The organism is Variovorax sp. 679 (assembly GCF_003952185.1).
Classification (GTDB): domain Bacteria; phylum Pseudomonadota; class Gammaproteobacteria; order Burkholderiales; family Burkholderiaceae_C; genus Variovorax.
Genome location: NZ_RXFS01000010.1, coordinates 151,733 through 178,453, shown reverse-complemented (window position 1 = coordinate 178,453; position 26,721 = coordinate 151,733). Strand labels below are relative to the sequence as shown.

The following is a 26,721-nucleotide window of genomic DNA, read 5'->3' as shown; positions in this document are numbered from 1 at the left end:
GTACTACTATGAAACTCGAATTCGACTGGCGGCCGTTGCTGCTGGCCCCGATCCTCGCGCTGGTAGCGCTGCCGCTCACCGGATCGTTCTCCACCTGGCTCACGCTCACCGTGGCGGGGCTGGCCATGGGCATGATCATCTTCATCATCGCTTCGGGCCTCACGCTGGTGTTCGGGCTGATGGACGTGCTGAACTTCGGCCACGGCGTGTTCATCGCGCTCGGCGCCTTTGTGGCGAGCAGCGTGCTCGGCCTGATGGGCGACTGGACCGGCTCGGGCGAGCTGTGGCGCAACCTCGTGGCGGTGTTCCCGGCGATGCTGGCCGCGATGGCGGTAGCGGGCGCGATCGGTTTCGCCTTCGAGCGCTTCATCGTGCGGCCCGTGTACGGCCAGCACCTGAAGCAGATCCTCATCACCATGGGCGGCATGATCATCGGCGAGGAGCTCATCAAGGTGATCTGGGGCCCGGCGCAGATTCCGCTGCCGCTGCCGGACGCCTTGCGCGGCTCGCTGCTGGTGGGTGACGCGGCCATCAGCAAGTACCGCCTGCTTGCGGTGGCGGTGGGCGTGGTCGTCTTCGGCGTGCTGGCGTGGACGCTGGGCCGTACCAAGATCGGCCTGCTCATCCGCGCCGGCGTGCAGGACCGCGAGATGGTCGAGTCGCTGGGCTACCGCATCGGGCGCCTCTTCGTCGGCGTGTTCGTGGTGGGCAGTGCGCTGGCCGGCCTGGGCGGCGTGATGTGGGGCCTGTTCCAGCAGAACCTGGTGCCGCAGATGGGCGCGCAGGTCAACGTGCTGATCTTCATCGTCATCATCATCGGCGGGCTGGGCTCGACAGGCGGGGCGCTCATCGGCGCGCTGCTGGTGGGGCTGATGACCAACTACATCGGCTTCCTGCTGCCCACGCTCACGCAGTTCGCGAGCATCTTCCTGATGGTGGCCGTGCTGCTGTGGCGCCCGCAGGGCGTGTACCCGGTGGCGAACCGCTGAAAGGGGGAGAAGATCACATGTTCCTGAAACGACTCCTCTCCAACGACATGCCCCGCAGCCGGCTGCTTGCATTGCTGCTGCTGGCGGTGTTCATCGCGCTGGCCTTCGCGCCGTTCATCTTCCCGGGCGTGAAGGCGCTCAGCGTCGCGGCCAAGATCCTGGTGTTCGTGGTGCTGGTGGCCAGCTTCGACCTGCTGCTGGGCTACACCGGCATCGTGAGCTTCGCGCACACCATGTTCTTCGGCATCGGGGCATACGGCATCGCCATCTCCGCTTCCCGGCTCGGGCCCAACTGGGGCGCGGTGCTGGTGGGGCTGGGCGCATCGCTGGCAATCTCGCTGGTGCTCTCGTTCGCCATCGGCCTGTTCTCGCTGCGGGTGCGCGCGATCTTCTTCGCGATGATCACGCTGGCCGTGGCCTCGGCCTTCCAGACGCTGGCTTCGCAGCTGTCTGACTTCACCGGCGGCGAGGACGGCCTGACCTTCAAGCTGCCCGAGCTGATCTCGCCGAGCTTCGAGTTCGCGGAAGAGCCTTTCCTGGGTGTCTCGCTCGATGGGCGCCTGCTTTGCTACTACCTGCTCTTCGTGGCGGCGGTGGTGCTGGTGCTGGCGCTGCTGCGCATCGTGAATTCGCCCTTCGGCCGCGTGCTGCAGGCGATCCGCGAGAACGAGTTCCGCGCCGAGGCCATCGGCTATCGCGTGGTCGTGTACCGCACCACGGCCGCCGTGCTGTCGGCGCTGTTCGCCACGCTGGCCGGCGCCATGCTCGCGATCTGGCTGCGCTACAACGGCCCCGACACCTCGCTGAGCTTCGAGATCATGATCGACGTGCTGCTGATCGTGGTGATCGGCGGCATGGGCACCATCTACGGCGCGGCCATCGGCGCGGTGCTGTTCGTGGTGGCGCAGAGCTACCTGCAGGACCTGCTGCGCATCGGCAACGAGGCCGCCAGCGGGCTGCCGTGGCTGGCCGCACTGCTGTCGCCCGACCGCTGGCTGCTGTGGCTGGGCGTGCTGTTCGTGCTGTCCGTCTACTACTTCCCAACCGGCATCGTCGGAAAACTTCGAGCGAGAGCGGCCAAATGAAGCCCACCCCCAGGCTTCGCGCACTTCGTGTCGCTACTCCTACCCCCTTGCAGGGGGCCGTGCCAGCGGCCCGGCAAAGCCGGTTCCGCTGCACGTCTGAACGGGACTCACAGAAATGAACATTCCACTTTCCCGCTACGCGCAGCTCGCGGGCCGCGAGATCCACTGGCTCGAATGGGGCTCGCCCGAGGCGCCCGTGGTCATCGCCTGGCACGGCCTGGCGCGCACCGGCCGCGACATGGACGAGCTGGCGCAGCATTTCGCGTCGCGCGGTTTCCGCGTGATCTGCCCCGACACCATCGGCCGCGGCCTGAGCCAGTGGAGCCCGCTGCCCGACGAGGAATACAAGCTCTCGTTCTACGCGCGCATCGCGAATGCGCTGTGCGACGAGCTGCGGCTGGGGCGCGTGCACTGGGTCGGCACCTCGATGGGCGGGGCGATCGGCACGGTCTGCGCGTCGGGCCTGTTCGAGCCGCGCATGAAGGCGCGCATCGCGAGCCTGGTGCTCAACGACAACGCGCCCGAGCTGGCGCAGCCGGCCATCGAGCGCATCCGCGCCTATGCGGGCGAGCCGCCCGCGTTCGACACGGTGGCCGAGCTGGAGGCCTTCTTCCGCACGGTCTACAAGCCCTACGGCTGGCTGAGCGATGCGCAGTGGCGCCGGCTGACCGAAAGCTCCACGCGCCGCCTGCCCGACGGCCGCGTCACGCCGCACTACGACCCGGCCATGGTCCGGCAGTTCAGCGCGCACGACAACGACTACCTGATCTGGCCGCACTACGACGCCATCGAGGCGCCGGTGCTGTGCCTGCGCGGGGCGGAGTCCGACCTGGTGCTGCCCGGCGTGGTCGAGGAAATGAAGCGGCGCGGCCCCGGCGCGGCCGGCAGGCTGCAGGTGATCGAAGTTCCTGCCTGTGGTCACGCGCCCGCGCTCAACGTACCCGGACAACTTGAGCCCATCGAGGGGTTTATCCGCGCGGCCGGCCGCTGAGGCTGCGGCGGCGTGACAATCGCCGCCCACCTCAACCACCAGGCCGAGCAACAGGCCTCGAACATCATGGCGCTTTCGCTGTACGACATCTCCGTGCCCGTCTTCGCGCGCGGCCTCGGCCAACTCACCCACCTGCTCGACAAGAGCCTGGCGCATGCCAAGGCCAATGGCATCGACCCGGCCACGCTGGTCGAGGCCCGCCTTGCGCCAGACATGCTCACGCTGGTCGGCCAGATCCAGCGTGCGAGCGATGCCTCGAAGCTGGGTATCGCACGCATTTCGGGCATCACCGCGCCGAGCTTCCCCGACGAGGAGAAGACCTGGGACGATCTGGTCGCCCGCATCGCAAAGACGCAGGACTTCCTGGCGAGCGTGGACCGTGCGCAGGTCGACGGCCAGGAAGAGCGCGCCGTGACCATCAAGACCCGCGAAGGCGAGGCGCAATTCCCCGCGCAGCGCTACCTGCTGCAGTTCGCGCTGCCGAACTTCTTCTTCCACGTGACCACCGCCTACGACGTGCTGCGCCACAAGGGCATGCCGATCGGCAAGATGGACTATCTCGGCAAGTTCTGAGGCGATGAAGGCCGGCGGCCCTGACCTTGGTCTTTACGCCGCCGGGACAAACTTCAAATTGCCGTGACACATGCGCACGCCCGGCGCGCGCCGCGAACAATCGCGCCAGACCGCTGTCGGTCTGACATTCGAGCGAGGTTTGCGATCATGAACATGTTGTCCAGAAGGGCGTTCTCGGGGCTCGCCGTCGGCTCCTCCGCGCTCGCGGCCGCGGTGGGCGGCGCGTGGCCGGTGCGCAGTGCGCTGGCCGTGTCGCCGGGCCTGCGGGACTACGGCAAGGCTCCCGAGTTCGCGGGCATCGACAAGTGGCTCAACTCGGAGCCGCTCACGATGCAGGGCTTGGCCGGCAAGGTGGTGCTGGTCGATTTCTGGACCTACTCCTGCATCAACTGCATCCGCACGCTGCCGTACGTGGTGCGCTGGTACGAGAAGTACAAGGACCAGGGCTTCGTGGTGGTGGGCGTGCATTCGCCCGAGTTCGCCTACGAGAAGTCGACGCGCAACGTGCAGGACGCGATCCAGCGCTTCGGCATCCGTTACCCGGTGGCGCAGGACAATAGCTTCACCACCTGGAAGGCCTACAACAACCAGTACTGGCCCGCGTTCTACCTGGCCGACAGCAAGGGGCAGGTGATGCGGCAGCATTTCGGCGAGGGAGAGTACGCCGAGATGGAGGCTGCGATCGAGACGCTGCTGGGGCGCAGGCAGCCGACCTGAGCAGGGCGCCGGGCTACTTCGCCGGCTCGACGATGCGCCGCACCGCGGCCTTGCCCGCGGGCGTGAGCACCGGGCCGAGTTCGGCGTAGGGCACTTCGATGGCGATCTCGCAGCCGGTGCCGTATTCGGGCTGCGAGAAGCGCATGCCCTTGGCTTCCAGCGTGAGGTCGTAGTGGGCGTCTTCCTCGTAGTTGGACTTGCAGTTCTCCTCGGCCTTCGACGGCTGGATGCCCGCGTACTTGAACAGGAAGCGGCGCAGCTTCGGCGGCATCGGGCCGCTTTCGGTGCCGGCGATCTGCCCCGGCGCTTTCTGCGGCTGCACCTGCGGGCGCGGGCCGAACCATGACCACGGGTCGACCTGCTTGCCCGTCTGCAGATCCCACGTGCGGTAGAACCACGAGATGCCGGCGCGGCCCGTGCCGGCCGCCCATGTGTAGTTGCGGATGCTGAGCCACTGCGAGGTCCAGTAGGACGGAGCGGCTGTGTTCTCGTCTTCGGCCGGCTCGCCGACTTGCCCGAGGAAATGGCGGCGCTTGTCGAAATACTCCTGGACCGTTTCCTTGCTGGTGTCGAAGTCGCGGCGGAGTTCGCGGTTGATGGCCGCCAGCGTGGGCTCGGGGCCGGAAAGCTCGATGGTTTCCTGCCCGGCGAAGCGCAGGCGTCGGAAGCTGCGACCGGTCGCGTATTCCTCTTTCTTCCCGATCTCGATCTTCGGCGGTGCTTCGAGCTGGCCTGCGTAGCCGTCGCTTGCGCAGGCCTTGTCGCCGCCCGTCGCATCGGTCAGGCTCAGCCGGATCGGCAGCGTGGCGGGCGCGCCCTTCACGCTCTTCCAGGTGCCTGTGAGCATCGTGCCTTTGACGGGGTCCAGCGCCCACAGGCCGGTTTCGCCGCCTTCGCGCCAGAAGCTGTCCTTGTCGGAGCGGCCCAGCGCGATCGCCTTCTTGTACTGCTTGTAGAAGTAGCTGCCGCTCGGATAGTCGGAGTTGAAGCAGGCCACGATGGCCTTGGTGCCGAGCGTGCCTTCCCATACACCCCTGGGTACTTCGGCGGGCCCGGCCGCGCAGGCCAGCATGGGCGACAGCATCAGGAGGCTGCCAAGGCATCGAGCGTGGAGAGGGATCATGGCTTGCGCGCGGAGATCGAATACATCAGCGGAATGCGCGGCATGCCTTCGGGCGGCGCCATGCGGCGGCCGCCGATGTCGCGCATGCCCTCGAAGGGCTTCCAGCCGTTGGCGTACGGGTACTCGTCGAGCCGCTCGATGACGAGCCCGGCCTGCGACAGCGCCGTCGTCACCTGGCCCAGGCCCCAGGTGAACTCGAAGCTCGGGTGCGGGTTGGCAAAGTTCTCCACGCCGCGCTCGTAGCCTTCGCGCACCAGCCCGTCGCCGGACTCGGCCACGTAGTCGCCAACGCCTTCCTCGGGCACGGGGGCTTCGTTGAAGTAGTCGTAATGGAACTTCCAGGCCGGGTCGAACACCAGCGCGAACGGATGGAACTCGACGAAGACGAAGCGCCCGCCGGGCTCGAGCATCTGCGCCACGCCGCGCGCCCAGGCCGCGATGTCGGAGAGCCAGCACAGCGTGCCGTACGAGCAGAACACGACGTCGAAGCGTTCGCCGCGCATCTGCGCCTCACGGAAGTAGTCGTAGACGTCCGAGCGCACGAAGCGCGCCGCGATGCCCGACTGCTGCGAGAGCCGCGTCGCGAAACCGACGGCTTCGTCGGCGATGTCCACGCCCGTCACCTCGGCGCCGAGGCGCGCGATGCTCAGGCTGTCCTGCCCCGCGTTGCATTGCAGGTGAAGCACGCGCAGGCCCTTCACGTCGCCGAGCAGGCCGGCTTCCTCGGGGAAGAGGGTGGAGCCGCCCTTGCGGAAGAAGGCGGCCTGGTCGCCCTTGTGGCTGTTGTGCGCGACGGTGGCCGCGTTCCACGACAGCCGGTTGGCCTCGTGCAGTTCTTGCTTCATTTGATGATGGGTGTTCGTTGCGTGTGCCAGCCCGCCAGGTTGCGTTCGGCGATGTCCGCGAGCGCGGTGATCCATGCCGGGCTGTCGTTGAGACAGGGGATGTAGCTGAAGGCCTGGCCGCCTGCGTGCAGGAAGGCTTCGCGGCCTTCCATGGCGATTTCTTCCAGCGTTTCTAGGCAGTCGGCCGGGAAGCCCGGGCACACCACGTCGACGCGCTTCACGCCGGATGCGCCGAGTTCGCGCAGCGTCGGCTCGGTGTAAGGCTCCAGCCACTTGGCGCGGCCGAAGCGCGACTGGAAAGTCACGCGGTACTGGCTGTTCGAAAGCCTCAGTCGCGTCGCGAGCAGGCGGGCGGTTTCGAGGCACTGCGACTGGTACGGATCGCCCAGCGCGATGTTGCGCGCGGGAATGCCGTGGAAGCTCATCAGCAGCACTTCGCCGCGGGCTTCGGTCTTCCAGTGCTTCTCGATGCCTTGTGCAAGCGCCTCGATGTAGGCAGGGTCGTCGTGATAGTCGTTGACGAAGCGGAATTCGGGCACACGGCGCTGCTTGCGGCTCCAGTCGTTCACCGCGTCGATCACGCTTGCGGTGGTGGTGCCCGAGTATTGCGGGTAGGCCTGAAGCACCAGCACGCGCGTGGCGCCTTCGGCCTGCAATGCATCGAGCCGGGAGGCAATGGAGGGGCTGGCGTAGCGCATCGCGTCGCGCACCATCACGCGGTAGCCGCGCTCGCCGAGCCAGCCGGCGAGCAGCGTGGCCTGCTTCTGCGTCCAAACCTTCAGCGGCGAGCCTTCGGGCATCCAGATGCTCGCGTACTTGGCGGCCGACTTGGCCGGGCGCGTGCGCAGGATGATGCCGTGCAGGATCAGTGCCCAGATCGCTTTCGGAATCTCGACCACGCGCGGGTCGCCCAGGAAGTCGGCGAGGTAGGGGCGCACGGCCGCTGCGGTGGGGGCGTCGGGGGAGCCCAGGTTGCACCAGAGCACGGCGGTGCGCGGGGTACTCGGGGAGGCGTTCTCTTGGGTTGGAGGCATGCGATATTCTCTCAGGCATGACTTCCGTTTCCCCGGCGCAAGCGGGCGCCGCGCCCCTCGATCTCAAGCGCATCTCGGCGATCTCGCTGGACCTCGACGACACCCTCTGGCCGATCTGGCCGACCATCGAACGCGCCGAGGCCGTGCTGCATGCCTGGCTGCTGCGCGAAGCGCCGAAGACGGCCACGCTGCTGATGACGCCGGGCATCCTGCGCGAACTGCGCGAAGCCACCGCCAGGGAGCGCTCGGACCTTGCGCACGACCTGAGCGCGCTGCGCCGTGAATCGATCCGCACCGCGCTCGTGCGTGCCGGCGAAGACCCTGCGCTGGCCGAGCCGGCCTTCGATGCCTTCTTTGCCGAGCGCCAGCGCGTGACCCTGTACGACGACGCGCTGCCGGCATTGAAGTGGCTCAGCGAGCGCTATCCGCTGGTGGCGATTTCGAACGGCAACGCGGACATCCACAAGACCGGCGTCGGCCGGTGGTTCCGCACCGCCTTCAATGCGCGCGCCTTCGGCAGCGGCAAGCCGCATGCGCCGATCTTTCGCGCCGCCGCCGCATCGATCGGCCTGTTGCCGAAGGACGTGCTGCATGTGGGTGACGATGCCGAGCTCGACGTGGTCGGCGCGCTCAATGCCGGCATGCAGGCGGCGTGGCTGGTGCGCGACGAGCGCCCGTGGGTGCACGGGGCCCGGCCGCAGCTGATCGTGCCGAACCTGCACGCGCTGTGCATGGCGCTCGGCGCCTGAGCAGCAACACGGTCAGGCCAGAAACACCGCGGAACCGGCTCCGCCGGGCCGCAGGTGTTGCCCCCTGCAAGGGGGTAGGCGAAGCGACACGAAGTGCGCGAAGCCTGGGGGTTAGCCAAATACAGGTCTGAAGAAGCTGCGTTCGTAGCTGAGGATGCAGCGGGTTTCTTCCGCGTACTTGAATGCGGCCTGGCATTCCGGGTCCTGCATCGAGTCGGCGCGGTATTTCTCGTAGGCGGCCAGGCTCGGGAAGCTGAACATCGCCAGCGCCACGTTGTTCGTGCCTTCCGACGGCAGGAAGTAGCCGTGGTGCTTGCCGCCGAACTTCTCGACCAGCGGGATCCAGAGCCGGCCGTAGTGCTCGAATTCCTTGAGCTTGTAGGCATCGACGATGTAGCGCAGGTAGCAGGTGACCATGGTGTCCGTTCCGGAAGGTGGGCTGATGAGGGGTAATTGGCGCGGCCTCTGCAGCGAGGCGCCTGGCTGACTATAGTTTCCCGTTCGTTTTCCAACGCCACTCTTGCGGCCTCGCGCCGGGCAGGAACCCAAAGTGCATCTCTCCAACTGGCTCATCTTCTGCGGCGTCACGCTGCTCGTTGTCTTCACCCCGGGGCCGGCCGTGCTGCTCGCGGTCTCGAATTCGATGAGCGTGGGCCCGCGACGGGCGATGATCAGTTCGCTGGGCAATGCGGCAGGGCTCTTCGTGGTGTCCGCTGCCGCGATGGCCGGGCTGGGCGTGGTGCTCTCCACTTCGGCCCACGCCTTCATGGTGCTGAAGCTGGCCGGCGCAGCCTACCTGATCTACCTGGGCATCAAGCAATGGCGCAGCCAGGGCAGCGTGTTCGCCGACGTTCAGGGCAGCCAGGGTGCCGCGGCGCCGCGTTCGAGCTGGCGGCTGTTCGGCCACGGGATGACGGTGGCGCTGACCAACCCCAAGGGCATTCTTTTCTTTTCGGCGCTGTTCCCGCAGTTCCTTACGCAGGACGCACCCATCCTCACGCAGTTTGCGGTGCTGACCGGCACCTTCGCCGCGGCCTCGGTGGTCGCGCACTCGTTCTACGTGCTGCTGGCGCGCCTGCTGCGCAAGCAGCTTTCCGATCCGCGTCGCACGCGCATCTTCAACAAGGTGTCGGGCGGAGCCTTCGTGCTGCTGGGGCTCAGCCTGCTGCGGCTGCGCAACAAGACGGCCTGATCCCGTTCTTCTCCTCAGTCGAGCCCGAAGCGCTCGCGCAGCGCCGCGCAGAAGTCTGCGGTGCCGCTGATCGACAGGGTGATGGTGTCGTAGCTCGGGTCGTCCTCGCTCGACTCCTGCAGGTCGCAGTCCCAGGTTGCGCCTTCGTCGAGGGCTCCGCGTGCATCGGGAAACGTGGCCTCGGCCCAGGCCAGCACGATGGCGATTTCGGCGCGCACTTCGGGTGTCCTGTCCGGCGATGTCGATGCCATCGCGTCGAAGGTGCCGTGGCCCTCGGTGTCCTCGCTGTAGTCGAAGTCGAGGTAGCGCAGCTCGGTCGTCATGGGGCGAGTGCCTTTGCAGCGGCGAGTCCGCTGAGGACCGCGCCTTCGAGGGTGGCGGGGTAGGGGCCTTCGACGTAGTCGCCGCAGGCCTGCAGGCCCGGCGCGATGGCCGAGGGTGGCCGTGCGAGGCCGGGCGTGCAGGCGAAGGTGGCGCGTTTCTCGACCACGGTCTGCACGAGCTGCAGGTTCGCCTGGCCCAACTGCGCAGCGGCTTGCGCGATGACCTGCTCTTCCAGGACCTCGCGTGAAGCCTCGTTCGCGCTCACGACCATGGCGAGCACGCCTTTCAATCCACCGAGCTGACCGCGGTCGAACGCGAACTGGGCCGGCGCCTTGGCCGGATCGCTGCGCAGCGCGAGCATCGGCTCCGCTAGCGGCGTTGCGCCACGCACGTAGATGGTTGCGATGGCCTCGAAGCGCAGGGCTTCGGTTGTTTCGCACCAGCGGTCCGCCTGCAGGCCGGATGCGCGGACCAGCCGCGCAGCATCCCATGGTGCGCAGGTCAGCACGACCTGGTCGAAGACTTCATCGTCGACGCGCCATTGCCCGCCATCCGGTGCGATGGCTCGTACGCGGGTGCCGATGCGCGCTTCGGCGCCGTGCCGCGCCAGCCATCGAATGGCGGCGTCAGGCAGCAGCGCGCCCAGATCGGCGCGCGGCAACAGCAGGTCGGCGCCACCGCTGCCGCTGAAAAGGGCGTCCTTCAGCACGCGCAGGAAGACTTCGCCGCTCGACTGCGCCACGGGCGTGTTGAGCGCGGAAACGCACAGTGGCTCGATGAGCTCCTGCATCACGCGCGGCGTGAGGCCGGTGCAAAGGTCTGCGACCGTCGTGGCGCGACCGCAGCGAAAGCCCGAAAGCCGCCATCCGATCGCGGTGCGAAGCAACGAGGACCTGTCGCTCCAGCTCCAGCCTCGCGCCGTGAAGATGCCGGCAAGCAGATCGAGCGGTGCCGGCAGCCGAGGCAGCTTGAGTCCGCCGCCGTCGGCGAAGCGCAGGGAAAGCGGCAAGCGCAGCAGCGCGCCTTCGACATCCACGCCGACGTCGCGCATCAGCTGGAGCGTGGCGGTGTATGCCCCGATCAGGATGTGCTGCCCGTTGTCCAGCGCCAGCCCTTGCATGTTGTCGACCCGCCGCGCGCGGCCGCCCGGCATGTGCGCGGCTTCGAACAGCGTGACCGCATGGCCGAGGCGCGTGGCCTCGACCGCGCAGGCGAGGCCGGCCCAGCCGGCGCCGATGACGGCGACTCTCATGAATACAGGTGCTCGGCGATGAAGCGGCCGCGATCTTCGTCTTCAGCGTCGCGACGCGATGGTGATAAGCCCCCACTTGCAGAAACACCGAGGAACCGGCTTTGCCGGGCCTCAGGTGTTGCCCCCGGTAGGGGGGTGGCGAAGCGACACGAAGTGCGCGGAGCCTGGGGGCGAGTCATATCCGCCCCAGCGCCTGTACTTTCCACGCCAGCCAGAACTTGCGCACCGGTGTCAGGCTCACGCGCTGGTTCAGCACCTGGAAGTCGTCGCGCTCGATCTCGCGCAGCAGGGTGCGGTAGATGCTGGCCATCATCAGGCCGGGCTTCTGCGAACGGCGGTCGGCCAGCGGGAGCAGGGCGAGCGCCTCGTCGTACGCGACGTGGGCGCGTGCGGCCTGGAACTTCATCAGTGCGACGAAGCGCTCGGAGTGCACGCGGTTGAGGATCTCGTGCGCCTTCACGTCGAACTTCTGCAGCTCGTTCACCGGGAGGTAGATGCGTCCGCGCAGGGAGTCTTCGCCCACGTCGCGCAGGATGTTGGTGAGCTGCAGCGCCAGGCCCAGCTTGTGGGCGTAGGCGGTGGTCTGCGCGTCGGTCTGGCCGAAGATGCGGGCTGCGACTTCGCCGACCACGCCGGCCACCAGGTGGCAGTAGCGCGAGAGACCCTGGAAGTCGAGGTAGCGGGTCTGGTCGAGGTCCATCTGGCAGCCGTCGATCACCTCGTTGAGCTGACGCGCCTCGATGCCGTAGGCCGTGGCGTGCGGCATCAGCGCCTGCATGACCGGATGGCGCGGCGTGCCAGCGAAGGCCTGGGCTACCTCGGTGCGCCACCAGGCGAGCTTGGTGGCGGCCACGCCGGGGTCGCTGACTTCGTCGACCACGTCGTCGACTTCTCGGCAGAAGGCATAGAAGGCCGTGATCGCGGCGCGGCGCGGCTTGGGAAGGAACAGGAAGGCGTAATAGAAACTGCTGCCCGAGGCGGCGGCCTTGTCTTGCACGTATTGCTCGGGGGTCATCGGGGAGGCGCTGCTTTCATGGGCGCTGATTGTCTCCGCATCCGCATGGCCTTCCAGAGCAGCACCGGCGCATCGATCTTGCCGATGGCGGGGCGCTGGGAGAAGGTGTCGAAGCTCAGATCCTCGATCTTGTCGAGGATGCGCAGGCCGCCCTGCACGACCAGGCGCAGCTCCCAGCCGGCCCGGCCCGGCAGGCGGTGCACCAGGGGGGCGCCCCGGTGCATGAGCTCGCGCGCCCAGTAGACCACCACTGCTATCAGGTTGATAGCTTCCTGTGGTGGTTCGGCGCGCGATAGCGGGGCGAAGACTTTGAAGTTCTCGGGCGTCAGGCCGCGCCGGTCGCAGTCGGTCAGTGGAAAGTAGAAACGGCCGCGCGGCAGGTCGACGCTAGGGTCCTGCCAGAAGTTGATGAGCTGCAGGGCGCTGCAGATGGCGTCGCTCTGCGCCAGCGCCTGCGCATCGTGCACGCCGTAGAGGTGCAGCAGCAGACGGCCCACCGGGTTGGCGGAGCGGCGGCAGTAGTCGAGCAGCTCGGCGCGGTCGGCGTAGGTGCCGCGGTCGCGGGTTTTCTCGATGTCCTGCATGAAGGCGCTCAGCAGGTCGGCGAACAGGTCCTCGGGCAGGCCGTGGCGGGCGATGCTGTGGGCAAGCGGGCCGAAGACGTGGGGCCAGCGCGATTCGGGCAGTGCTTCGCCGCGGGCCGCGGCGGCGAGTTCCTCACGGTAGGCGCGCAGATCGGCCAGCCGCTCGCCGGGGGAGGCGCTGCCTTCGTCGGCGATGTCGTCGGCTGTGCGCGCAAAGTGGTAGATCGCGGCGATCGGCGGGCGCAGGTGCGGCGGGCATAGCCACGAGGCTACGGGAAAGTTTTCGTAGTGCGCGGGCGGCGCGGCGAGGTGGGGAGTGGCGGACACGCCACGATTGTCAGCGACGACGCAATGCCCCGGCACTATGCTCGCGGCGTCGCCACTACGAATTTCCGCTTCATGAAAGCATCCGCTCCGGCTTCCGGGCCCCAGGTTCCAGCGTACGGCGAGGCGGCACATCCGGCGGGACCGACGCTCATGATCGCGGCGCTGGGGGTCGTTTTCGGCGACATCGGCACCTCGCCGCTCTACGCCTTCAAGGAGACGATGAACCCCGAGCACGGCGTGCCGTTCTCGCCCGACTCGGTGCTGGGGCTGCTTTCGCTGATCTTCTGGGGGCTGATGTTCGTGGTCACGCTGAAGTACGTGGTGTTCGTGCTGCGTGCCGACCACGACGGCGAGGGCGGCATCCTGGCGCTGCAGGCGCTCGCGCGCAACGCCGTTGCGGGACCGAAGACCAGGCCCTGGGTGTGGAACGCCATCGGGCTGCTGGGCCTGGTGGGCGCGGCCATGTTCTACGGCGACAGCCTGATCACGCCGGCCATCTCCGTGCTGTCGGCGGTCGAGGGGCTGGAAGTGCAGGCGCCCGTGCTGCAGCGCGCTGTGCTGCCGATCACGGTGGCGATACTGGTCGCGCTCTTCATGGTGCAGAAGAAGGGCACGGGCACGGTGGGCAAGATCTTCGGGCCGGTCATGCTGCTGTGGTTCATCGTGCTGGCGGTGGCGGGCGCGTGGCAGGTGCTGCAGCAGCCGCAGGTGCTGGCGGCGCTGGATCCGCGGCGCGCGCTCGGCTTTCTGGTCGAACACCGGGCGCAGTCCCTGGCGGTGCTGGGCGCGGTGTTCCTGGCGTTCACGGGTGGCGAGGCGCTGTATGCGGACATGGGGCATTTCGGTGCCAAGCCGATCCGGCTGGCGTGGCTCTTCATCGCGCTGCCCGGGCTGGTGCTGAACTACTTCGGGCAGGGGGCGCTGGTGCTGGCGAACCCGGCGGCCATCGACAACCCGTTCTTCCGGCTCTTTCCCTCATGGGGCGTGCTGCCGATGGTGGTGCTGGCCGCGATGGCGACGGTGATCGCCTCGCAGGCGGTGATTTCGGGCGCGTTCTCGCTCACGGCGCACGCGATGCGCATGGGCTACCTGCCGCGCATGCGGGTGATCCAGACCTCGGGCACGGCCATCGGGCAGATCTACGTGCCGGCCGTCAACTGGCTGCTGATGGTGGGCGTGCTGCTGCTGGTGCTGGGTTTCCGCAGCTCGGGGGCGTTGTCGGCGGCATACGGCATCGCGGTGTCGATCACGATGGTGACGACCACGCTGCTGGCCGGCATCGTGGCCTGGGGGCTGTGGCGCTGGAACAAGGTGGCGGTGGTGGTCGGCGTGACGGCTTTCGCGGTGGTCGACCTGACCTTCGTGATCGCCAACAGCCTGAAGGTGGCGGAGGGCGGCTGGCTCACGCTGGCCGTGGCGGCCGTGGTGATGGTGCTCTTCACCACCTGGGTCAAGGGCCGCCGTCTGGGGCTGGAGGCGGCCGCGGCCGAGAGCCTGCCGCTGAGGCCTTTCGTCGAATCGCTGGCGCAGCACATGCCGCACCGGGTGAGCGGCACGGCCGTGTTCCTGAACCCCGACGCCACGGCGGTGCCGCATGCGCTGTTGCACAACCTCAAGCACAACCAGGTGCTGCACGAGCAGGTGATCGTGCTGCGCGTGATGCCCTGCGACACGCCCCGCGTCGACGCGCGCATTCGCATCGAGGCCGAGCAGCTGATGGAGGGCATCTGGATGGTCACGGCGCGCCACGGCTTCATGGAGCGACCCGACGTGCCGGAATTCATCCGCATCCTGGCGTACCAGAAGACGCTGGCCATCGACTCGATGAAGACGTCCTACTTCGTCTCTCGCGCCTCGGTCGGGGAAGAGAACCTGCCGGGCATGAACCCGATCCGGCGCGCGCTTTTCGGCTGGCTGCAGCGCAATGCGGGGCGGGCCTCGGACTATTTCGAGCTGCCCGACAACCGCCTCGTGGAGATGGGGCAGCGCACGTAGCCGGAGGGGCCGGGAGAAGGGCGATCCAGGCCCTAGTGACCAACGGGTCATTGACACTGGTTCACGTTTACCCTAGATTACTAACCAGTGGGTCAGTAATGATCCGGTTCGTCCTTTCCAGGGTGTCTCATGACCGCCTCCACAGTCTTCCCGTCCCGTGTGCGCAGCGCCGCATGGCTGCTGCTTCCCGCCATCTTTCTGGCCGGTTGTTCGCCCAAGCCAGCGGCTGAAGACCCCGTCCGCGCGGTCAAGTTCGTGACCGTGGGGGCGAGCGAGTTCGATGCCCAGCCCGAGTTCTCTGCCGAGGTGCGGGCGCGCGTCGAGTCGCGGCTGGGCTTCCGCGTCGGGGGCAAGATCACGAAGCGCCAGGCCGAACTCGGCCAGCACGTGCAGGCCGGCCAGGTGCTCGCCCAGCTCGATCCGCAGGACTATCGCCTTGCCGCCGAAGCAGCACGCGCCCAGCAGGCCGCCGCGCTGACCAACCGTGACCTGGCCGCTGCCGACCTCAAGCGCTACACGGAGCTGCGGTCGCAGAACTTCATCAGCGGCGCCGAGCTGGAGCGCCGCGAAACCACCTGGAAGGCTGCGCAGGCCCAGCTCGAACAGGCACAGGCGCAGCTCGCCTCGCAGGGCAACCAGGCCAACTACACGACGCTGGTGGCCGACGTGGCCGGCATCGTCACCGCCATCGAGGCCGAGCCGGGCCAGGTGGTCCAGGCCGGCACGCCGGTCGTGCGCATCGCGCAGGACGGTGCGCGTGACGTGGTGTTCGCAGTGCCCGAAGACCGCGCCACGCTGATCAAGGCCGGCTCGCCCGTGACGGTGCGTGGCTGGTCCGGCGGCAACGAGCTGCAGGGCCAGGTTCGCGAAGTGGCGGCCAGCGCCGACGCGGTCACGCGCACCTACTCGGTCAAGGTGAGCATCGATGCAGCCACCGCGCCACCGCTCGGCGCCACGGTCTACGCGCGTCCGCAGGCGCTGGCGCACGCCGGCGCCACGGTGATGAAACTGCCGACCAGCGCGCTGCGCCAGGAAGGCAAGGGCTCCGCCGTGTGGGTGCTCGACAAGTCGACCATGACGGTGCGTTCGCAGCCGGTGCAGGTGGCCACGGCCGACGGCAATGAAGCCGTGATCGCCGGTGGCATCACGCCCGGCATGATGGTCGTGGCCGCGGGCGTGCATGTGCTTTCGCCGGGCCAGAAGGTCACCATCTACCAGTCGAAGGAGGCGGCGGCCGCCGCCGCCAATGCCGGTGCGAAGGAGTCGGTACAGCCGGTCACGGCCGTTGCCGCGACGAACAAGGAGATCGCAGCGGGTGCCGGCAAATGAGCGGCGGCGCAGCGACTCCCACTGACAAGCCCTCAGGCTTCAATCTCTCCAAATGGGCGCTGGACCACGCGCCCCTCACGCGCTACCTGATGGTGGTGCTGATGGTGCTGGGCGCGTTCGCGTACTTCCAGCTCGGGCAGGACGAAGACCCGCCGTTCACCTTTCGCGCGATGGTGGTGCGGACCTACTGGCCCGGCGCCACCGCCCAGCAGGTGGCCGAACAGGTCACCGACAAGCTCGAGCGCACGCTGCAGGAGGCGCCGTACGCCGACAAGATCCGCAGCTATTCGAAGCCCGGCGAGTCGCAGATCATCTTCAACATCAAGGACTCTTCGAAGTCCACCGAGGTTGCCAACGTCTGGTACACGGTGCGCAAGAAGATCGGCGACATGCGCGCCACCTTGCCAGCCGGCGTGCAGGGGCCGTTCTTCAATGACGATTTCGGCGACGTCTATGGCGTGATCTACGCGCTGGAGAGCGAAGGCTTCAGCTACGCCGAACTCAAGACGCTGGCCGACGACGTGCGCCAGCAACTCCTGCGCGTGAAGGACGTGGCCAAGGTCGACCAGTTCGGCGTGCAGGACGAGAAGGTCTACATCGAGATCTCGCAGAAGCGCCTGGCCCAGCTGGGGCTCGACTTCAACGCCGTGCTGGCGCAGCTCGGCTCGCAGAATGCCATCGAGAGCGCGGGCACGATCCAGTCGCCGCTCGACGTGGTGCAGGTGCGCGTCGCGGGCCAGTTCACCAGCGTCGACCAGCTGCGCGAGATGCCCATCCGCGGCAGTTCGGGCAACCAGCTGAAGCTGGGCGACATCGCCGACATCCACCGCGGCTACATCGATCCGCCGTCGGTCAAGATGCACCACCAGGGCAAGGAAGTGATCGGCCTGGGCGTGTCGATGGCCAAGGGCGGCGACATCATCGCGCTGGGCAAGGCGCTGAAGGCCACCACAGCCACCATCGACCAGCGCCTGCCGGCCGGCGTGAAGCTGGCGCAGGTGCAGGACCAGCCGGTGGCCGTGGCGAGCTCGGTCAACGAGTTCGTCGGCGTGCTGATCGAGGCCGTGGCCATCGTGCTGGCCGTGAGCATCATCTCGCTCGGCCTGCACAAGGGCGGGCGCTTCGGCTGGTACATCGACATGCGCCCGGGGCTGGTGGTGGCGATCACCATTCCGCTGGTGCTGGCCGTGACCTTCCTAGCCATGAACTACTTCGGCATCGGGCTGCACAAGATATCGCTGGGCTCGCTCATCATCGCGCTCGGCCTGCTGGTGGACGACGCGATCATCGCGGTCGAGATGATGGTGCGGAAGATGGAAGAGGGCTACGACAAGGTCCGCGCCGCCACCTTCGCCTACGACGTGACGGCCAAGCCTATGCTCACGGGCACGCTCATCACCGCGGCGGGCTTCCTGCCGATCGGCATCGCCAAGTCGGTGACGGGCGAGTACACCTTCGCGATCTTCGCGGTGACGGTGATCGCGCTGGTGTTGTCGTGGATCGTCTCGGTGTACTTCGTGCCGTACCTCGGCACCCTGCTGCTCAAGGTGAAGCCGCACGACCCCGACGCGCCGCCGCATGAGCTGTTCGACACGCCGTTCTACAACGCCTTCCGTCGCTCGGTGAACTGGTGCGTGCAGCACCGCTGGATGACCATCGGTGCCACGGTGCTGATCTTCGCGCTCGGCATCTTCGGCATGGGCAAGGTGCAGCAGCAGTTCTTCCCGGATTCGAGCCGGCCCGAGATCCTGGTCGACATCTGGTTCCCCGAAGGCACCTCGTTCGCGGCCAACGAAGAGGTGGCGAAGCGCGTCGAGCAGCGCGTGATGCAGGAGGCCGGCGTGAAGACGGTCAGCACCTGGATCGGCTCCGGCGTGCCGCGCTTCTACCTGCCGCTGGACCAGGTGTTCCCGCAGACCAACGTGTCGCAGCTGATCGTGCTCGCCAAGGATCTGAAGGTGCGCGAGACGCTGCGCATCAAGCTGCCGCAGGTGCTGGCTCAGGAGTTTCCCGAGGTGCGCGGCCGCGTCAAGCTGCTGCCCAACGGCCCGCCGGTGCCGTACCCGGTGCAGTTCCGCGTGATCGGCCCAGACCCGGCGCTGCTTCGCGGCCATGCCGACGAGGTGAAGGCCGTGCTGCGCGACAACGCCAACATGCGCGGCGTGAACGACAACTGGAATGAGTCGGTGAAGGTGATCCGCCTCGAGATCGACCAGGCCAAGGCCCGCGCGCTCGGCGTGACGAGCCAGGCCATCGCGCAGGCTTCCAAGACCATGTTCAGCGGCACCACCGTGGGCCAGTACCGCGAGAACGACCTGCTGATCGACATCGTGCTGCGCCAGGCGCCCGACGAGCGGCAGGCCATCTCGGACATCGGCAACGCCTACATCCCGACGACCTCGGGCCGCTCGATTCCGCTGACGCAGATCGCCAAGCCGGTGTTCACCTGGGAGCCGGGCGTGATGTGGCGCGAGAACCGCGACTACGCCATCACCGTGCAGGGCGACGTGGTCGAGGGCCTGCAGGGCGCGACCGTGACGGCGCAACTGCTGCCGAAGCTGCGCGAGCTCGAAGCAGGCTGGGTGGCGGCCGGGCAGGGCGCCTACCGCATCGAGGTGGCAGGCGCGGTGGAGGAAAGCAGCAAGGGCTCGGCCTCCATCGTGGCCGGCGTGCCGATCATGCTGTTCCTGGTGTTCACGCTGCTGATGCTGCAGCTGCACAGCTTCAGCCGCTCGCTGCTGGTGTTCATCACCGGCCCGATGGGCATTGCCGGCGTGGCCGGCGCGCTGCTGGTGCTGAACCGGCCCTTCGGCTTCGTCGCGCTGCTGGGCGTGATCGCGCTGATGGGCATGATCCAGCGCAACGCGGTGATCCTGATCGACCAGATCGAACTCGACCGCGCGGCCGGCGTGCCGGCGTGGGACGCGATCGTGGAGTCGGCGGTGCGCCGGCTGCGGCCGATCGTGCTGACGGCCGCTGCGGCGGTGCTGGCAATGATCCCGCTGTCGCGCAGCGTGTTCTGGGGGCCGATGGCGGTGGCCATCATGGGCGGCCTGATCGTGGCGACGGTGCTGACGCTGCTGGCCTTGCCGGCGATGTATGCAGCGGCGTTCCGCATCAAACGCGAACCCGACGAACCGCAGGGATTGCCCGAGCCAAAAGCGGTCCCGATTAGCGTTTAAAATCGAGAGCTGACCGATTTCAAGCGGATGGTCTTCGGCCCACGGGAATCCGTGGCGCACAGAGGCCGTCCGCTTTTGCATTCACCTGAAAGATTGGCACTGCGCGGGTGGCGAAATTGGTAGACGCACCAGGTTTAGGTCCTGACGTTCGCAAGAACGTGCCGGTTCGAGTCCGGCCCCGCGCACCAGCCCTCTGCTACGTAGCCCGTTCTATCGAGCAGTGAAAAAGCCCCGTTCCGTGAGGAGCGGGGCTTTTTCTTTTCCACCAGTTCTCACCAGTCGTTGTCGCCGCTGCTGCTGTTGTCGCTGCCGAAACTGCCGCCGCTGCTCGAGTCGTCCCAGGAGCTCGTGTCCTTGATGCCGAAGTCGTTGTCGACGATGCGATCGGACTCCGGGGTGGTCGACGAAGGCCAGAGGCCGCGGCCCATTTCGGTGTTGCCGTTGTCGGCGGTGTGGGGCCTGCCGCTGTCCCCGCTGTCGATCACGTTGTTGTCGCCGCGATGCATCCAGTGGCGCACCGCTTCCTGCGCGACCATTGCGCCGACGCCCACTGCCGCTCCCGTGGCGAGGGCCGAGCCGAGGCCCATTCCGGGGCTGGCGGCGGGCGGTGGCGCGGGCGTCCAGTTGCCGGCAGCCGGGCCATAGCTTCCATAGCCCGCCGGCGCGCCCTGCATGCCGGGCATGCCCGGGCCGGGGCCGTACGACGGAGCAACCGGTGCCGCGGGCGGCGCAACCCGGCGCCGGAAGGCGAGATAGCCGACGACCAGCAGTCCCAGCAGGGCGATGGGCATCCACGGCACGGAGCCTGTCTTGCTCTCGGCAACGCGCGGTGCCGGCGTGGCGGGCTCGCTGACGCGCGAGGGCGTGCTTCCGACTTGCGGCGCCGGCTTGTCGAGCTTGTTCGTGAGCCGTTCGACGGCCTCGGGCTTGGCGAAGTCGAGTTCGGGCGACAGCGTCTTCGCTTTCGCCAGTTCGCTTCTCGCGTCGTCGAGCTTGCCTTCGGCCGCGAGCAGCTCGGAATGGACGAAATGCGCCTTGGCGCTGTTGGGGTGATTCTTCAGCACCTTCGCGATCATCGCGTCGGCATCGGACATGCGACCGCCGTTGGCGGCTTCGTAGATCTGCTGGATGGTCGGCCCTTTCGGAGCCGGCGCGTCGGTCCTGGCCTGCGCGAGCGATGGCATGACGAATGCCACGGCGAGGGAGAAGGCGAGGGCGGCGAACATTCGCTGGAGCATGAGAGTTTTCCTGTGCGTTCCCGTGAAGGACGATGAATCGACGGTCACTCTACGAGCCGAATATTGGCCAAACCTGACCGCCGTCTTGGCTGTGCTTCAACCCCGTGAAAACCCGCTTTCCCGCCGGATTAGAATCCCGGGTTGCCCAGTTTTGCAGGCGGCACCCGCGTGCCTCCGCATAAATCCCGCCAGCGCGTGTAAGTCCTTGATCTGTATTGATAAAAAAGATGCAGGCCCCGCGCAACAGCCCCCTTACCAGGAAGACATCATGACCGTGACCGTTGAAACTCTCGAGAAGCTCGAACGCAAGATCACGCTGACCCTGCCGGTCGGCACCATCCAGTCCGAAGTCGATTCGCGCCTCAAGAAGCTCGCGCGCACCGTCAAGATGGACGGCTTCCGTCCCGGCAAGGTGCCGATGAACGTCGTGGCCCAGCGCTACGGCTACTCGGTGCACTACGAAGTCATGAACGACAAGGTCGGCGAGGCCTTCTCGCAAGCCGCGAACGAAGCCAAGCTGCGCGTTGCCGGCCAGCCCCGCATCACCGAGAAAGAAGACTCGCCCGAAGGCGAACTGGCCTTCGACGCGATCTTCGAAGTGTTCCCCGACGTCAAGATCAACGACCTGTCGGGCGCCGAAGTCGAGAAGCTCTCGGCCGAAGTGGGCGACGACGCCATCGACAAGACCCTCGACATCCTGCGCAAGCAACGCCGCACCTTCGCCCAGCGCGCGCAAGACGCCGTGGCGCAAGACGATGACCGCGTGACGGTCGACTTCGAAGGCAAGATCGACGGCGAGCCCTTCCAGGGCGGCAAGGCCGAAGACTTCCAGTTCGTCGTCGGCGAAGGCCAGATGCTGAAGGAATTCGAAGACGCCGTGCGCGGCATGAAGTCCGGCGACAGCCGCACCTTCCCGCTGTCGTTCCCGGCCGACTACCACGGCAAGGACGTGGCCGGCAAGCAGGCCGACTTCATGGTCACCCTGAAGAAGATCGAAGCCTCGCACCTGCCCGAAGTCAACGAGCAACTGGCCAAGTCGCTCGGCATTGCCGAAGCCACCGTGGAAGGCCTGCGCGCCGACATCAAGCGCAACCTCGAGCGCGAAGTGAAGTTCCGCCTGCTGGCCCGCAACAAGAACGCCGTGATGGACGCCCTGGTGGCCAACGCCGAGCTCGACCTGCCGAACGCCAGCGTGCAGTCGGAAGTCAGCCGCATGGTCGAAGGTGCCCGGGCCGAGCTCAAGCAGCGCGGCATCAAGGACGCCGACAAGGCTCCGATCCCCGACGAAGTGTTCCGCCCGCAAGCCGAGCGCCGCGTGCGCCTGGGCCTGGTGGTGGCCGAGCTGGTGCGTGCCAACAACCTGCAGGCCAAGCCCGAGCAGATCAAGTCCCACATCGACGAGCTGGCCGCCAGCTACGAGAAGCCGGCCGACGTGGTGCGCTGGTACTTCAGCGACAACAACCGCCTGGCCGAAGTCGAGGCCGTGGTCATCGAGAACAACGTGACCGATTTCGTCCTGGGCAAGGCCAAGGTCAACGAAAAGTCGGTGTCGTTCGACGAACTGATGGCGCAGCAGCAAGGCTGATTTCCGCCTCCGCCGCCCGCAACGCGAATGGGGCTTGTGCTTTGCGGCACGAGCCCCATTTCACTCTGACGTACAGTTCAGAAACAGCGAACGATTCCATTTCTCGGAGAGCAAATTCATGAGCGCACAGGAAATCCAAGGCCTCGGCATGGTCCCGATGGTCATCGAGCAATCGGGCCGCGGCGAGCGGTCTTATGACATTTATTCGCGTCTCCTCAAGGAGCGCATCATTTTCCTGGTGGGCGAGGTCAACGACCAGACCGCCAACCTCGTGGTGGCCCAGCTGCTCTTCCTCGAGAGCGAGAACCCGGACAAGGACATCTCGTTCTACATCAACTCCCCGGGTGGCAGCGTGAGCGCCGGCATGGCGATCTACGACACCATGCAGTTCATCAAGCCCGACGTGTCGACCATGTGCCTGGGCTTCGCGGCCAGCATGGGCGCCTTCCTGCTGGCGGCCGGCGAGAAGGGCAAGCGCTTCTCGCTGCCCAATTCCAAGATCATGATCCACCAGGTGCTGGGCGGCGCACGCGGCCAAGCGACGGACATCGAGATCCACGCGCGCGACATCCTGCGCACCAAGGACCAGATGAACCGCATCCTGGCCGAGCGCACCGGCCAGCCGCTGGAAAAGGTCAAGGCCGATACCGAACGCGACTATTTCCTGACGGCCGACGAGGCCAAGGACTACGGTCTGGTCGACCAGGTCGTCGCCAAGCGCGGTTGAACGCCGGCGCCGAGGGCGCCAAATGGCAAAAAACGGCGTTTTCCACACGGGAAACGCCGTTTTTGTTTAGTTATCATTGTCCATACCCTGTAACGAGGCAAAAGTCCATGGCCGATAAAAAAGGCTCCTCCAGCGAAAAAACGCTTTATTGCTCGTTCTGCGGCAAGAGCCAGCACGAGGTCAAGAAGCTGATCGCGGGCCCTTCGGTCTTCATCTGCGACGAGTGCATCGACCTTTGCAACGAGATCATCCGCGACGAACTCCCTGCGGGTGAGGAAGCGCGCGAGGCACGCAACGACCTGCCGACGCCGCTCGAGATCAAGACCAACCTCGACAACTACGTGATCGGCCAGGAGCCGGCCAAGCGCATGCTGTCGGTGGCGGTCTACAACCACTACAAGCGCCTGCGCCACAAGGAAAAGGCAAAGGGCGACGACGTCGAGCTCAGCAAGAGCAACATCCTGCTGATCGGCCCCACGGGTTCGGGCAAGACGCTGCTGGCGCAGACGCTGGCGCGCATGCTCGACGTGCCGTTCGTGATGGCCGACGCCACCACGCTGACCGAAGCCGGCTACGTGGGCGAGGACGTCGAGAACATCATCCAGAAGCTGCTGCAGAGCTGCAACTACGAGGTCGAGCGCGCACAGCGCGGTATCGTCTACATCGACGAAATCGACAAGATCTCGCGCAAGTCCGACAACCCATCGATCACGCGCGACGTGTCGGGTGAGGGCGTGCAGCAGGCCCTGCTGAAGCTCATCGAAGGCACCATGGCTAGCGTGCCCCCGCAGGGCGGGCGCAAGCACCCGAACCAGGACTTCCTGCAGATCGACACGACCAACATCCTGTTCATCTGCGGTGGCGCGTTCGCGGGCCTCGAGAAGGTCATCGAGAACCGCACCGAGGCCTCGGGCATTGGTTTCGGCGCGTCGGTCAAGAGCAAGCAGCAGCGCAGCATCACCGAGGTGTTCCGTGAAGTCGAACCCGAAGACCTGATCAAGTTCGGCCTGATCCCCGAGCTCGTAGGCCGTATGCCTGTGGTGGCCTCGCTCGCTGAGCTTTCCGAAGACGCGCTGGTGCAGATCCTGACCGAGCCGAAGAACGCGGTGGTCAAGCAGTTCACCAAGCTGCTGCAGATGGAGGGCGTGGACCTCGAGATCCGCCCGGCGGCGCTCAAGGCGATCGCGCGCAAGGCGCTGGCCCGCAAGACCGGTGCACGCGGTTTGCGCTCGATCCTTGAACAGTCGCTGATCGACACCATGTTCGAACTGCCGAACGCGACCAATGTCGACAAGGTGGTGGTCGAGGAATCGACCATCGACGAAAACAAGCCCCCGCTGCTCGTGTACCGCGAAGCGGCGAAAAAGGCTTAAAGCCAAAGACGCGAAGGATCTGCATGTCTGGCCATACCCCTCTGCCTCCCGAAGCACTCGACCTGCCGCTGCTGCCGCTGCGCGACGTCGTGGTGTTTCCGCACATGGTGATTCCCCTCTTCGTCGGCCGCCCCAAGAGCATCAAGGCGCTCGAGCTGGCCATGGAGGCGGAGCGCCGCATCATGTTGGTGGCCCAGAAAGCCGCCGCCAAGGACGAGCCCTCGGTCGAGGACATGTTCGAGGTCGGCTGCGTCTCGACCATCCTGCAGATGCTCAAGCTGCCCGACGGCACTGTGAAGGTGCTGGTCGAGGGCCAGCAGCGCGCACGCGTGAACCGCATCGATGACGGCGAGACCCACTTCTCGGCCAACGTGACGCCCGTCGAGGCATCCGAAGGCGGCGAGAAGGGCACCGAGGTCGAGGCGCTGCGCCGCGCGGTGATGCAGCAGTTCGACCAGTACGTCAAGCTGAACAAGAAGATTCCGCCCGAGATCCTGACCTCGATCTCGAGCATCGACGATCCGGGCCGCCTGGCGGACACCATTGCCGCCCATCTGCCGCTCAAGCTCGACAACAAGCAGGCCGTGCTCGACCTCGACGACGTCAAGGCGCGCCTGGAAAACCTGTTCGGCCAGCTCGAGCGCGAAGTCGACATCCTCAACGTCGACAAGAAGATCCGTGGCCGCGTGAAGCGCCAGATGGAGAAGAACCAGCGCGACTTCTACCTCAACGAGCAGGTCAAGGCCATCCAGAAGGAGCTCGGCGAAGGCGAAGAGGGCGCGGACATCGAGGAGATCGAGAAGAAGATCAAGCTCGCGAAGATGTCCAAGGAAGGCCTGAAGAAGGCCGAGGGCGAGCTCAAGAAGCTCAAGCTCATGTCGCCCATGTCGGCCGAGGCCACCGTGGTGCGCAACTACATCGACGTGCTGATCGGCCTGCCCTGGAGCAAGAAGACCAAGATCAAGCACGACCTGGCCAATGCCGAGGCCGTGCTCAACGCCGACCACTACGGCCTCGAGAAGGTCAAGGACCGCATCCTCGAATATCTCGCGGTGCAGCAGCGCGTGGACAAGGTCAAGGCGCCTATCCTGTGCCTCGTGGGGCCTCCGGGCGTTGGCAAGACCTCGCTGGGGCAGTCGATCGCCAAGGCGACCGGCCGCAAGTACACCCGCATGGCGCTGGGCGGCATGCGCGACGAAGCCGAGATCCGCGGCCATCGCCGCACCTACATCGGCGCGCTGCCGGGCAAGGTGCTGCAGGGCCTGAGCAAGATCGGCACGCGCAATCCGCTGTTCCTGCTCGACGAAATCGACAAGCTGGGCACGGACTTCCGCGGCGACCCGTCGAGCGCGCTGCTCGAGGTGCTCGACCCCGAGCAGAACCACACCTTCGGCGACCATTACGTGGAAGTCGACTTCGACCTGAGCGACGTGATGTTCGTCGCCACCTCGAACTCGATGAACATCCCGCCGGCGCTGCTGGACCGCATGGAAGTCATCCGCCTCTCGGGCTATACCGAGGACGAGAAGACCAACATCGCGATCAAGTACCTGCTGCCCAAGCAGATGAAGAACAACGGCGTGAAGGATGACGAATTGCACGTCACCGAAGAGGCCGTGCGCGACATCGTGCGCTACTACACGCGTGAAGCGGGTGTGCGTTCGCTCGAGCGCGAGCTGTCCAAGATCTGCCGCAAGGTGGTGAAGGGCCTGCTGCTCAAGCAGCTCACGCCCAAGGTCACGGTCAATGGCGCGAACCTCAACGAGTTCCTGGGCGTGCGCAAGTACACCTTCGGCCTCGCCGAGAAGCAGAACCAGGTCGGCCAGGTGGTCGGCCTCGCGTGGACCGAAGTCGGCGGCGACCTGCTGACGATCGAGGCCGTGACCATGCCCGGCAAGGGCGTGATCAGCCGCACCGGTTCGCTGGGCGACGTGATGAAGGAATCGGTCGAGGCCGCGCGCACGGTTGTGCGCAGCCGCTCGCGGCGCCTGGGCATCAAGGACGAGGCGTTCGAGAAGCGCGACATCCACATCCACGTGCCCGACGGCGCAACGCCGAAGGACGGCCCGAGCGCGGGCGCGGCGATGACAACGGCCTTCGTGTCGGCGCTCACGGGCATCCCCGTGCGCGGCGACGTTGCGATGACCGGCGAAATCACGCTGCGAGGCGAGGTGACGGCCATCGGTGGCCTGAAGGAAAAGCTGCTGGCCGCGCTGCGTGGCGGCATCAAGACCGTGCTGATCCCCGAGGAAAACACGAAGGACCTGCAGGAGATCCCCGAGAACGTGAAGAACGGTCTCGAGATCGTGCCTGTGAAGTGGATCGACAAGGTGCTTGAGATCGCGCTTGAAAAGATGCCCGAGCCGCTGTCCGACGAAGAAGTCGCTGCGTCAGCGGCTGCCGTGGCCGAACTGGCCAAGCAGCGGGCAGGCGCGCCCGCTTCCGAAGGTTCGGTCAAGCATTGATCGAGCAATCGCAGAACTTGTAGAGCC

General features: G+C 66.6%; 23 protein-coding genes and 1 tRNA gene. 15 read left to right on the top strand and 9 right to left on the bottom strand.

From position 1 onward, the window contains the following. The first annotated feature begins 8 nt into the window (after window positions 1–8). The 5 genes from EJO71_RS25320 to EJO71_RS25300 all read left to right on the top strand — a co-directional run bounded on the left by EJO71_RS25320 (window position 9) and on the right by EJO71_RS25300 (window position 4,355). On the top strand, window positions 9–989 hold the full coding sequence (locus EJO71_RS25320; protein ID WP_125951394.1) for a branched-chain amino acid ABC transporter permease: 981 nt from the start codon (window positions 9–11) through the stop codon (window positions 987–989). Between the two features lie 17 nt (window positions 990–1,006). Continuing rightward, complete coding sequence (locus tag EJO71_RS25315) at window positions 1,007–2,074, top strand: branched-chain amino acid ABC transporter permease (RefSeq protein WP_125951395.1); 1,068 nt, start codon at window positions 1,007–1,009, stop codon at window positions 2,072–2,074. A 115-nt stretch (window positions 2,075–2,189) separates the two neighbouring features. Next, complete coding sequence (locus EJO71_RS25310; protein WP_125951396.1) at window positions 2,190–3,065, top strand: alpha/beta hydrolase; 876 nt, start codon at window positions 2,190–2,192, stop codon at window positions 3,063–3,065. Window positions 3,066–3,131: 66 nt separating this feature from the next. Beyond that, window positions 3,132–3,638, top strand: a complete 507-nt coding sequence (locus EJO71_RS25305; protein WP_125951549.1) for a DUF1993 domain-containing protein — start codon at window positions 3,132–3,134, stop codon at window positions 3,636–3,638. 153 nt (window positions 3,639–3,791) lie between these two features. Beyond that, window positions 3,792–4,355 carry a thioredoxin family protein gene (locus tag EJO71_RS25300; protein ID WP_125951550.1) on the top strand — a complete coding sequence of 188 codons (564 nt, stop codon included), beginning with the start codon at window positions 3,792–3,794 and terminating at the stop codon, window positions 4,353–4,355. A gap of 13 nt (window positions 4,356–4,368) precedes the next feature. On the opposite strand, the gene EJO71_RS25295 is transcribed toward EJO71_RS25300, so the two are convergent. Genes EJO71_RS25295 through hemH form a run of 3 tightly spaced genes read right to left on the bottom strand, consistent with a single transcriptional unit; the run spans window position 4,369 to window position 7,357 of the window. After that, complete coding sequence (locus EJO71_RS25295; RefSeq protein ID WP_125951397.1) at window positions 4,369–5,478, bottom strand: hypothetical protein; 1,110 nt, start codon at window positions 5,476–5,478, stop codon at window positions 4,369–4,371. Continuing rightward, entirely contained in the window at window positions 5,475–6,323 is an 849-nt protein-coding gene (locus EJO71_RS25290; RefSeq protein WP_125951398.1) for a methyltransferase domain-containing protein, read from the bottom strand. Before EJO71_RS25290 ends, EJO71_RS25295 begins: the two co-directional genes overlap by 4 nt. Then, a complete protein-coding gene (gene hemH, locus EJO71_RS25285) occupies window positions 6,320–7,357 on the bottom strand; it encodes a ferrochelatase (protein ID WP_125951399.1) in 1,038 nt (345 codons plus the stop codon). Before hemH ends, EJO71_RS25290 begins: the two co-directional genes overlap by 4 nt. Before the next feature lie 17 nt (window positions 7,358–7,374). Here hemH and EJO71_RS25280 point away from each other — a divergent pair, with 17 nt between their 5' ends. Then, window positions 7,375–8,106: an HAD-IA family hydrolase gene (locus EJO71_RS25280; RefSeq protein WP_125951400.1), complete on the top strand. Its 732-nt coding sequence runs from the start codon at window positions 7,375–7,377 to the stop codon at window positions 8,104–8,106. A gap of 111 nt (window positions 8,107–8,217) precedes the next feature. On the opposite strand, the gene EJO71_RS25275 is transcribed toward EJO71_RS25280, so the two are convergent. Beyond that, on the bottom strand, window positions 8,218–8,523 hold the full coding sequence (locus EJO71_RS25275; RefSeq protein ID WP_125951401.1) for an NIPSNAP family protein: 306 nt from the start codon (window positions 8,521–8,523) through the stop codon (window positions 8,218–8,220). Window positions 8,524–8,656: 133 nt separating this feature from the next. Here EJO71_RS25275 and EJO71_RS25270 point away from each other — a divergent pair, with 133 nt between their 5' ends. Beyond that, window positions 8,657–9,298: a LysE family translocator gene (locus tag EJO71_RS25270; protein ID WP_125951402.1), complete on the top strand. Its 642-nt coding sequence runs from the start codon at window positions 8,657–8,659 to the stop codon at window positions 9,296–9,298. A 14-nt stretch (window positions 9,299–9,312) separates the two neighbouring features. Here the strand turns inward: EJO71_RS25270 and EJO71_RS25265 are convergent, their stop codons facing one another. The 4 genes from EJO71_RS25265 to hpnC form a co-directional block, all read right to left on the bottom strand. Beyond that, the gene (locus tag EJO71_RS25265) at window positions 9,313–9,621 is read right to left on the bottom strand and encodes a hypothetical protein (RefSeq protein ID WP_125951403.1); all 309 of its coding nucleotides are present in this window, start codon (window positions 9,619–9,621) and stop codon (window positions 9,313–9,315) included. Further along, on the bottom strand, window positions 9,618–10,874 hold the full coding sequence (hpnE, locus tag EJO71_RS25260; protein ID WP_125951404.1) for a hydroxysqualene dehydroxylase HpnE: 1,257 nt from the start codon (window positions 10,872–10,874) through the stop codon (window positions 9,618–9,620). The genes EJO71_RS25265 and hpnE overlap by 4 nt, the downstream gene beginning before the upstream one ends. A gap of 175 nt (window positions 10,875–11,049) precedes the next feature. Further along, the gene (gene hpnD / locus EJO71_RS25255; RefSeq protein ID WP_125951405.1) at window positions 11,050–11,889 is read right to left on the bottom strand and encodes a presqualene diphosphate synthase HpnD; all 840 of its coding nucleotides are present in this window, start codon (window positions 11,887–11,889) and stop codon (window positions 11,050–11,052) included. After that, window positions 11,886–12,800 carry a squalene synthase HpnC gene (gene hpnC, locus EJO71_RS25250; protein ID WP_125951406.1) on the bottom strand — a complete coding sequence of 305 codons (915 nt, stop codon included), beginning with the start codon at window positions 12,798–12,800 and terminating at the stop codon, window positions 11,886–11,888. The genes hpnD and hpnC overlap by 4 nt, the downstream gene beginning before the upstream one ends. A gap of 150 nt (window positions 12,801–12,950) precedes the next feature. Between hpnC and EJO71_RS25245 the strand changes: the two genes are divergently transcribed. The 4 genes from EJO71_RS25245 (at window position 12,951) to EJO71_RS25230 (ending at window position 19,494) form a co-directional block, all read left to right on the top strand. After that, window positions 12,951–14,795, top strand: a complete 1,845-nt coding sequence (locus EJO71_RS25245; RefSeq protein ID WP_125951551.1) for a potassium transporter Kup — start codon at window positions 12,951–12,953, stop codon at window positions 14,793–14,795. A 129-nt stretch (window positions 14,796–14,924) separates the two neighbouring features. Next, the gene (locus tag EJO71_RS25240; RefSeq protein WP_125951407.1) at window positions 14,925–16,124 is read left to right on the top strand and encodes an efflux RND transporter periplasmic adaptor subunit; all 1,200 of its coding nucleotides are present in this window, start codon (window positions 14,925–14,927) and stop codon (window positions 16,122–16,124) included. Next, on the top strand, window positions 16,121–19,306 hold the full coding sequence (locus tag EJO71_RS25235; RefSeq protein ID WP_125951408.1) for an efflux RND transporter permease subunit: 3,186 nt from the start codon (window positions 16,121–16,123) through the stop codon (window positions 19,304–19,306). The genes EJO71_RS25240 and EJO71_RS25235 overlap by 4 nt, the downstream gene beginning before the upstream one ends. 101 nt (window positions 19,307–19,407) lie before the next feature. Continuing rightward, window positions 19,408–19,494 (top strand) — tRNA-Leu (locus tag EJO71_RS25230). Between the two features lie 84 nt (window positions 19,495–19,578). On the opposite strand, the gene EJO71_RS25225 is transcribed toward EJO71_RS25230, so the two are convergent. Further along, a complete protein-coding gene (locus EJO71_RS25225) occupies window positions 19,579–20,544 on the bottom strand; it encodes a hypothetical protein (protein ID WP_125951409.1) in 966 nt (321 codons plus the stop codon). A 268-nt stretch (window positions 20,545–20,812) separates the two neighbouring features. Here EJO71_RS25225 and tig point away from each other — a divergent pair, with 268 nt between their 5' ends. The 4 genes from tig (at window position 20,813) to lon (ending at window position 26,694) form a co-directional block, all read left to right on the top strand. Then, a complete protein-coding gene (gene tig / locus EJO71_RS25220; protein ID WP_125951410.1) occupies window positions 20,813–22,129 on the top strand; it encodes a trigger factor in 1,317 nt (438 codons plus the stop codon). A gap of 118 nt (window positions 22,130–22,247) precedes the next feature. Beyond that, window positions 22,248–22,856: an ATP-dependent Clp endopeptidase proteolytic subunit ClpP gene (gene clpP, locus EJO71_RS25215; protein ID WP_081270880.1), complete on the top strand. Its 609-nt coding sequence runs from the start codon at window positions 22,248–22,250 to the stop codon at window positions 22,854–22,856. A 107-nt stretch (window positions 22,857–22,963) separates the two neighbouring features. Further along, the gene (gene clpX / locus EJO71_RS25210; RefSeq protein ID WP_125951411.1) at window positions 22,964–24,229 is read left to right on the top strand and encodes an ATP-dependent Clp protease ATP-binding subunit ClpX; all 1,266 of its coding nucleotides are present in this window, start codon (window positions 22,964–22,966) and stop codon (window positions 24,227–24,229) included. Window positions 24,230–24,252: 23 nt separating this feature from the next. Further along, complete coding sequence (lon, locus tag EJO71_RS25205) at window positions 24,253–26,694, top strand: endopeptidase La (RefSeq protein WP_125951412.1); 2,442 nt, start codon at window positions 24,253–24,255, stop codon at window positions 26,692–26,694. Window positions 26,695–26,721 lie beyond the last annotated feature (27 nt).

Bases quoted from the DNA above. Each gene is read 5' to 3' on its own strand.
- EJO71_RS25320 (WP_125951394.1), top strand. From the start codon at position 9: ATGAAACTCGAATTCGACTGGCGGCCGTTGCTGCTGGCCCCGATCCTC.
- EJO71_RS25315 (WP_125951395.1), top strand. From the start codon at position 1,007: ATGTTCCTGAAACGACTCCTCTCCAACGACATGCCCCGCAGCCGGCTG.
- EJO71_RS25310 (WP_125951396.1), top strand. From the start codon at position 2,190: ATGAACATTCCACTTTCCCGCTACGCGCAGCTCGCGGGCCGCGAGATC.
- EJO71_RS25305 (WP_125951549.1), top strand. From the start codon at position 3,132: ATGGCGCTTTCGCTGTACGACATCTCCGTGCCCGTCTTCGCGCGCGGC.
- EJO71_RS25300 (WP_125951550.1), top strand. From the start codon at position 3,792: ATGTTGTCCAGAAGGGCGTTCTCGGGGCTCGCCGTCGGCTCCTCCGCG.
- EJO71_RS25295 (WP_125951397.1), bottom strand. From the start codon at position 5,478: ATGATCCCTCTCCACGCTCGATGCCTTGGCAGCCTCCTGATGCTGTCG.
- EJO71_RS25290 (WP_125951398.1), bottom strand. From the start codon at position 6,323: ATGAAGCAAGAACTGCACGAGGCCAACCGGCTGTCGTGGAACGCGGCC.
- hemH (WP_125951399.1), bottom strand. From the start codon at position 7,357: ATGCCTCCAACCCAAGAGAACGCCTCCCCGAGTACCCCGCGCACCGCC.
- EJO71_RS25280 (WP_125951400.1), top strand. From the start codon at position 7,375: ATGACTTCCGTTTCCCCGGCGCAAGCGGGCGCCGCGCCCCTCGATCTC.
- EJO71_RS25275 (WP_125951401.1), bottom strand. From the start codon at position 8,523: ATGGTCACCTGCTACCTGCGCTACATCGTCGATGCCTACAAGCTCAAG.
- EJO71_RS25265 (WP_125951403.1), bottom strand. From the start codon at position 9,621: ATGACGACCGAGCTGCGCTACCTCGACTTCGACTACAGCGAGGACACC.
- hpnE (WP_125951404.1), bottom strand. From the start codon at position 10,874: ATGAGAGTCGCCGTCATCGGCGCCGGCTGGGCCGGCCTCGCCTGCGCG.
- hpnD (WP_125951405.1), bottom strand. From the start codon at position 11,889: ATGACCCCCGAGCAATACGTGCAAGACAAGGCCGCCGCCTCGGGCAGC.
- EJO71_RS25245 (WP_125951551.1), top strand. From the start codon at position 12,951: ATGATCGCGGCGCTGGGGGTCGTTTTCGGCGACATCGGCACCTCGCCG.
- EJO71_RS25240 (WP_125951407.1), top strand. From the start codon at position 14,925: ATGACCGCCTCCACAGTCTTCCCGTCCCGTGTGCGCAGCGCCGCATGG.
- EJO71_RS25235 (WP_125951408.1), top strand. From the start codon at position 16,121: ATGAGCGGCGGCGCAGCGACTCCCACTGACAAGCCCTCAGGCTTCAAT.
- EJO71_RS25225 (WP_125951409.1), bottom strand. From the start codon at position 20,544: ATGCTCCAGCGAATGTTCGCCGCCCTCGCCTTCTCCCTCGCCGTGGCA.
- tig (WP_125951410.1), top strand. From the start codon at position 20,813: ATGACCGTGACCGTTGAAACTCTCGAGAAGCTCGAACGCAAGATCACG.
- clpP (WP_081270880.1), top strand. From the start codon at position 22,248: ATGAGCGCACAGGAAATCCAAGGCCTCGGCATGGTCCCGATGGTCATC.
- clpX (WP_125951411.1), top strand. From the start codon at position 22,964: ATGGCCGATAAAAAAGGCTCCTCCAGCGAAAAAACGCTTTATTGCTCG.
- lon (WP_125951412.1), top strand. From the start codon at position 24,253: ATGTCTGGCCATACCCCTCTGCCTCCCGAAGCACTCGACCTGCCGCTG.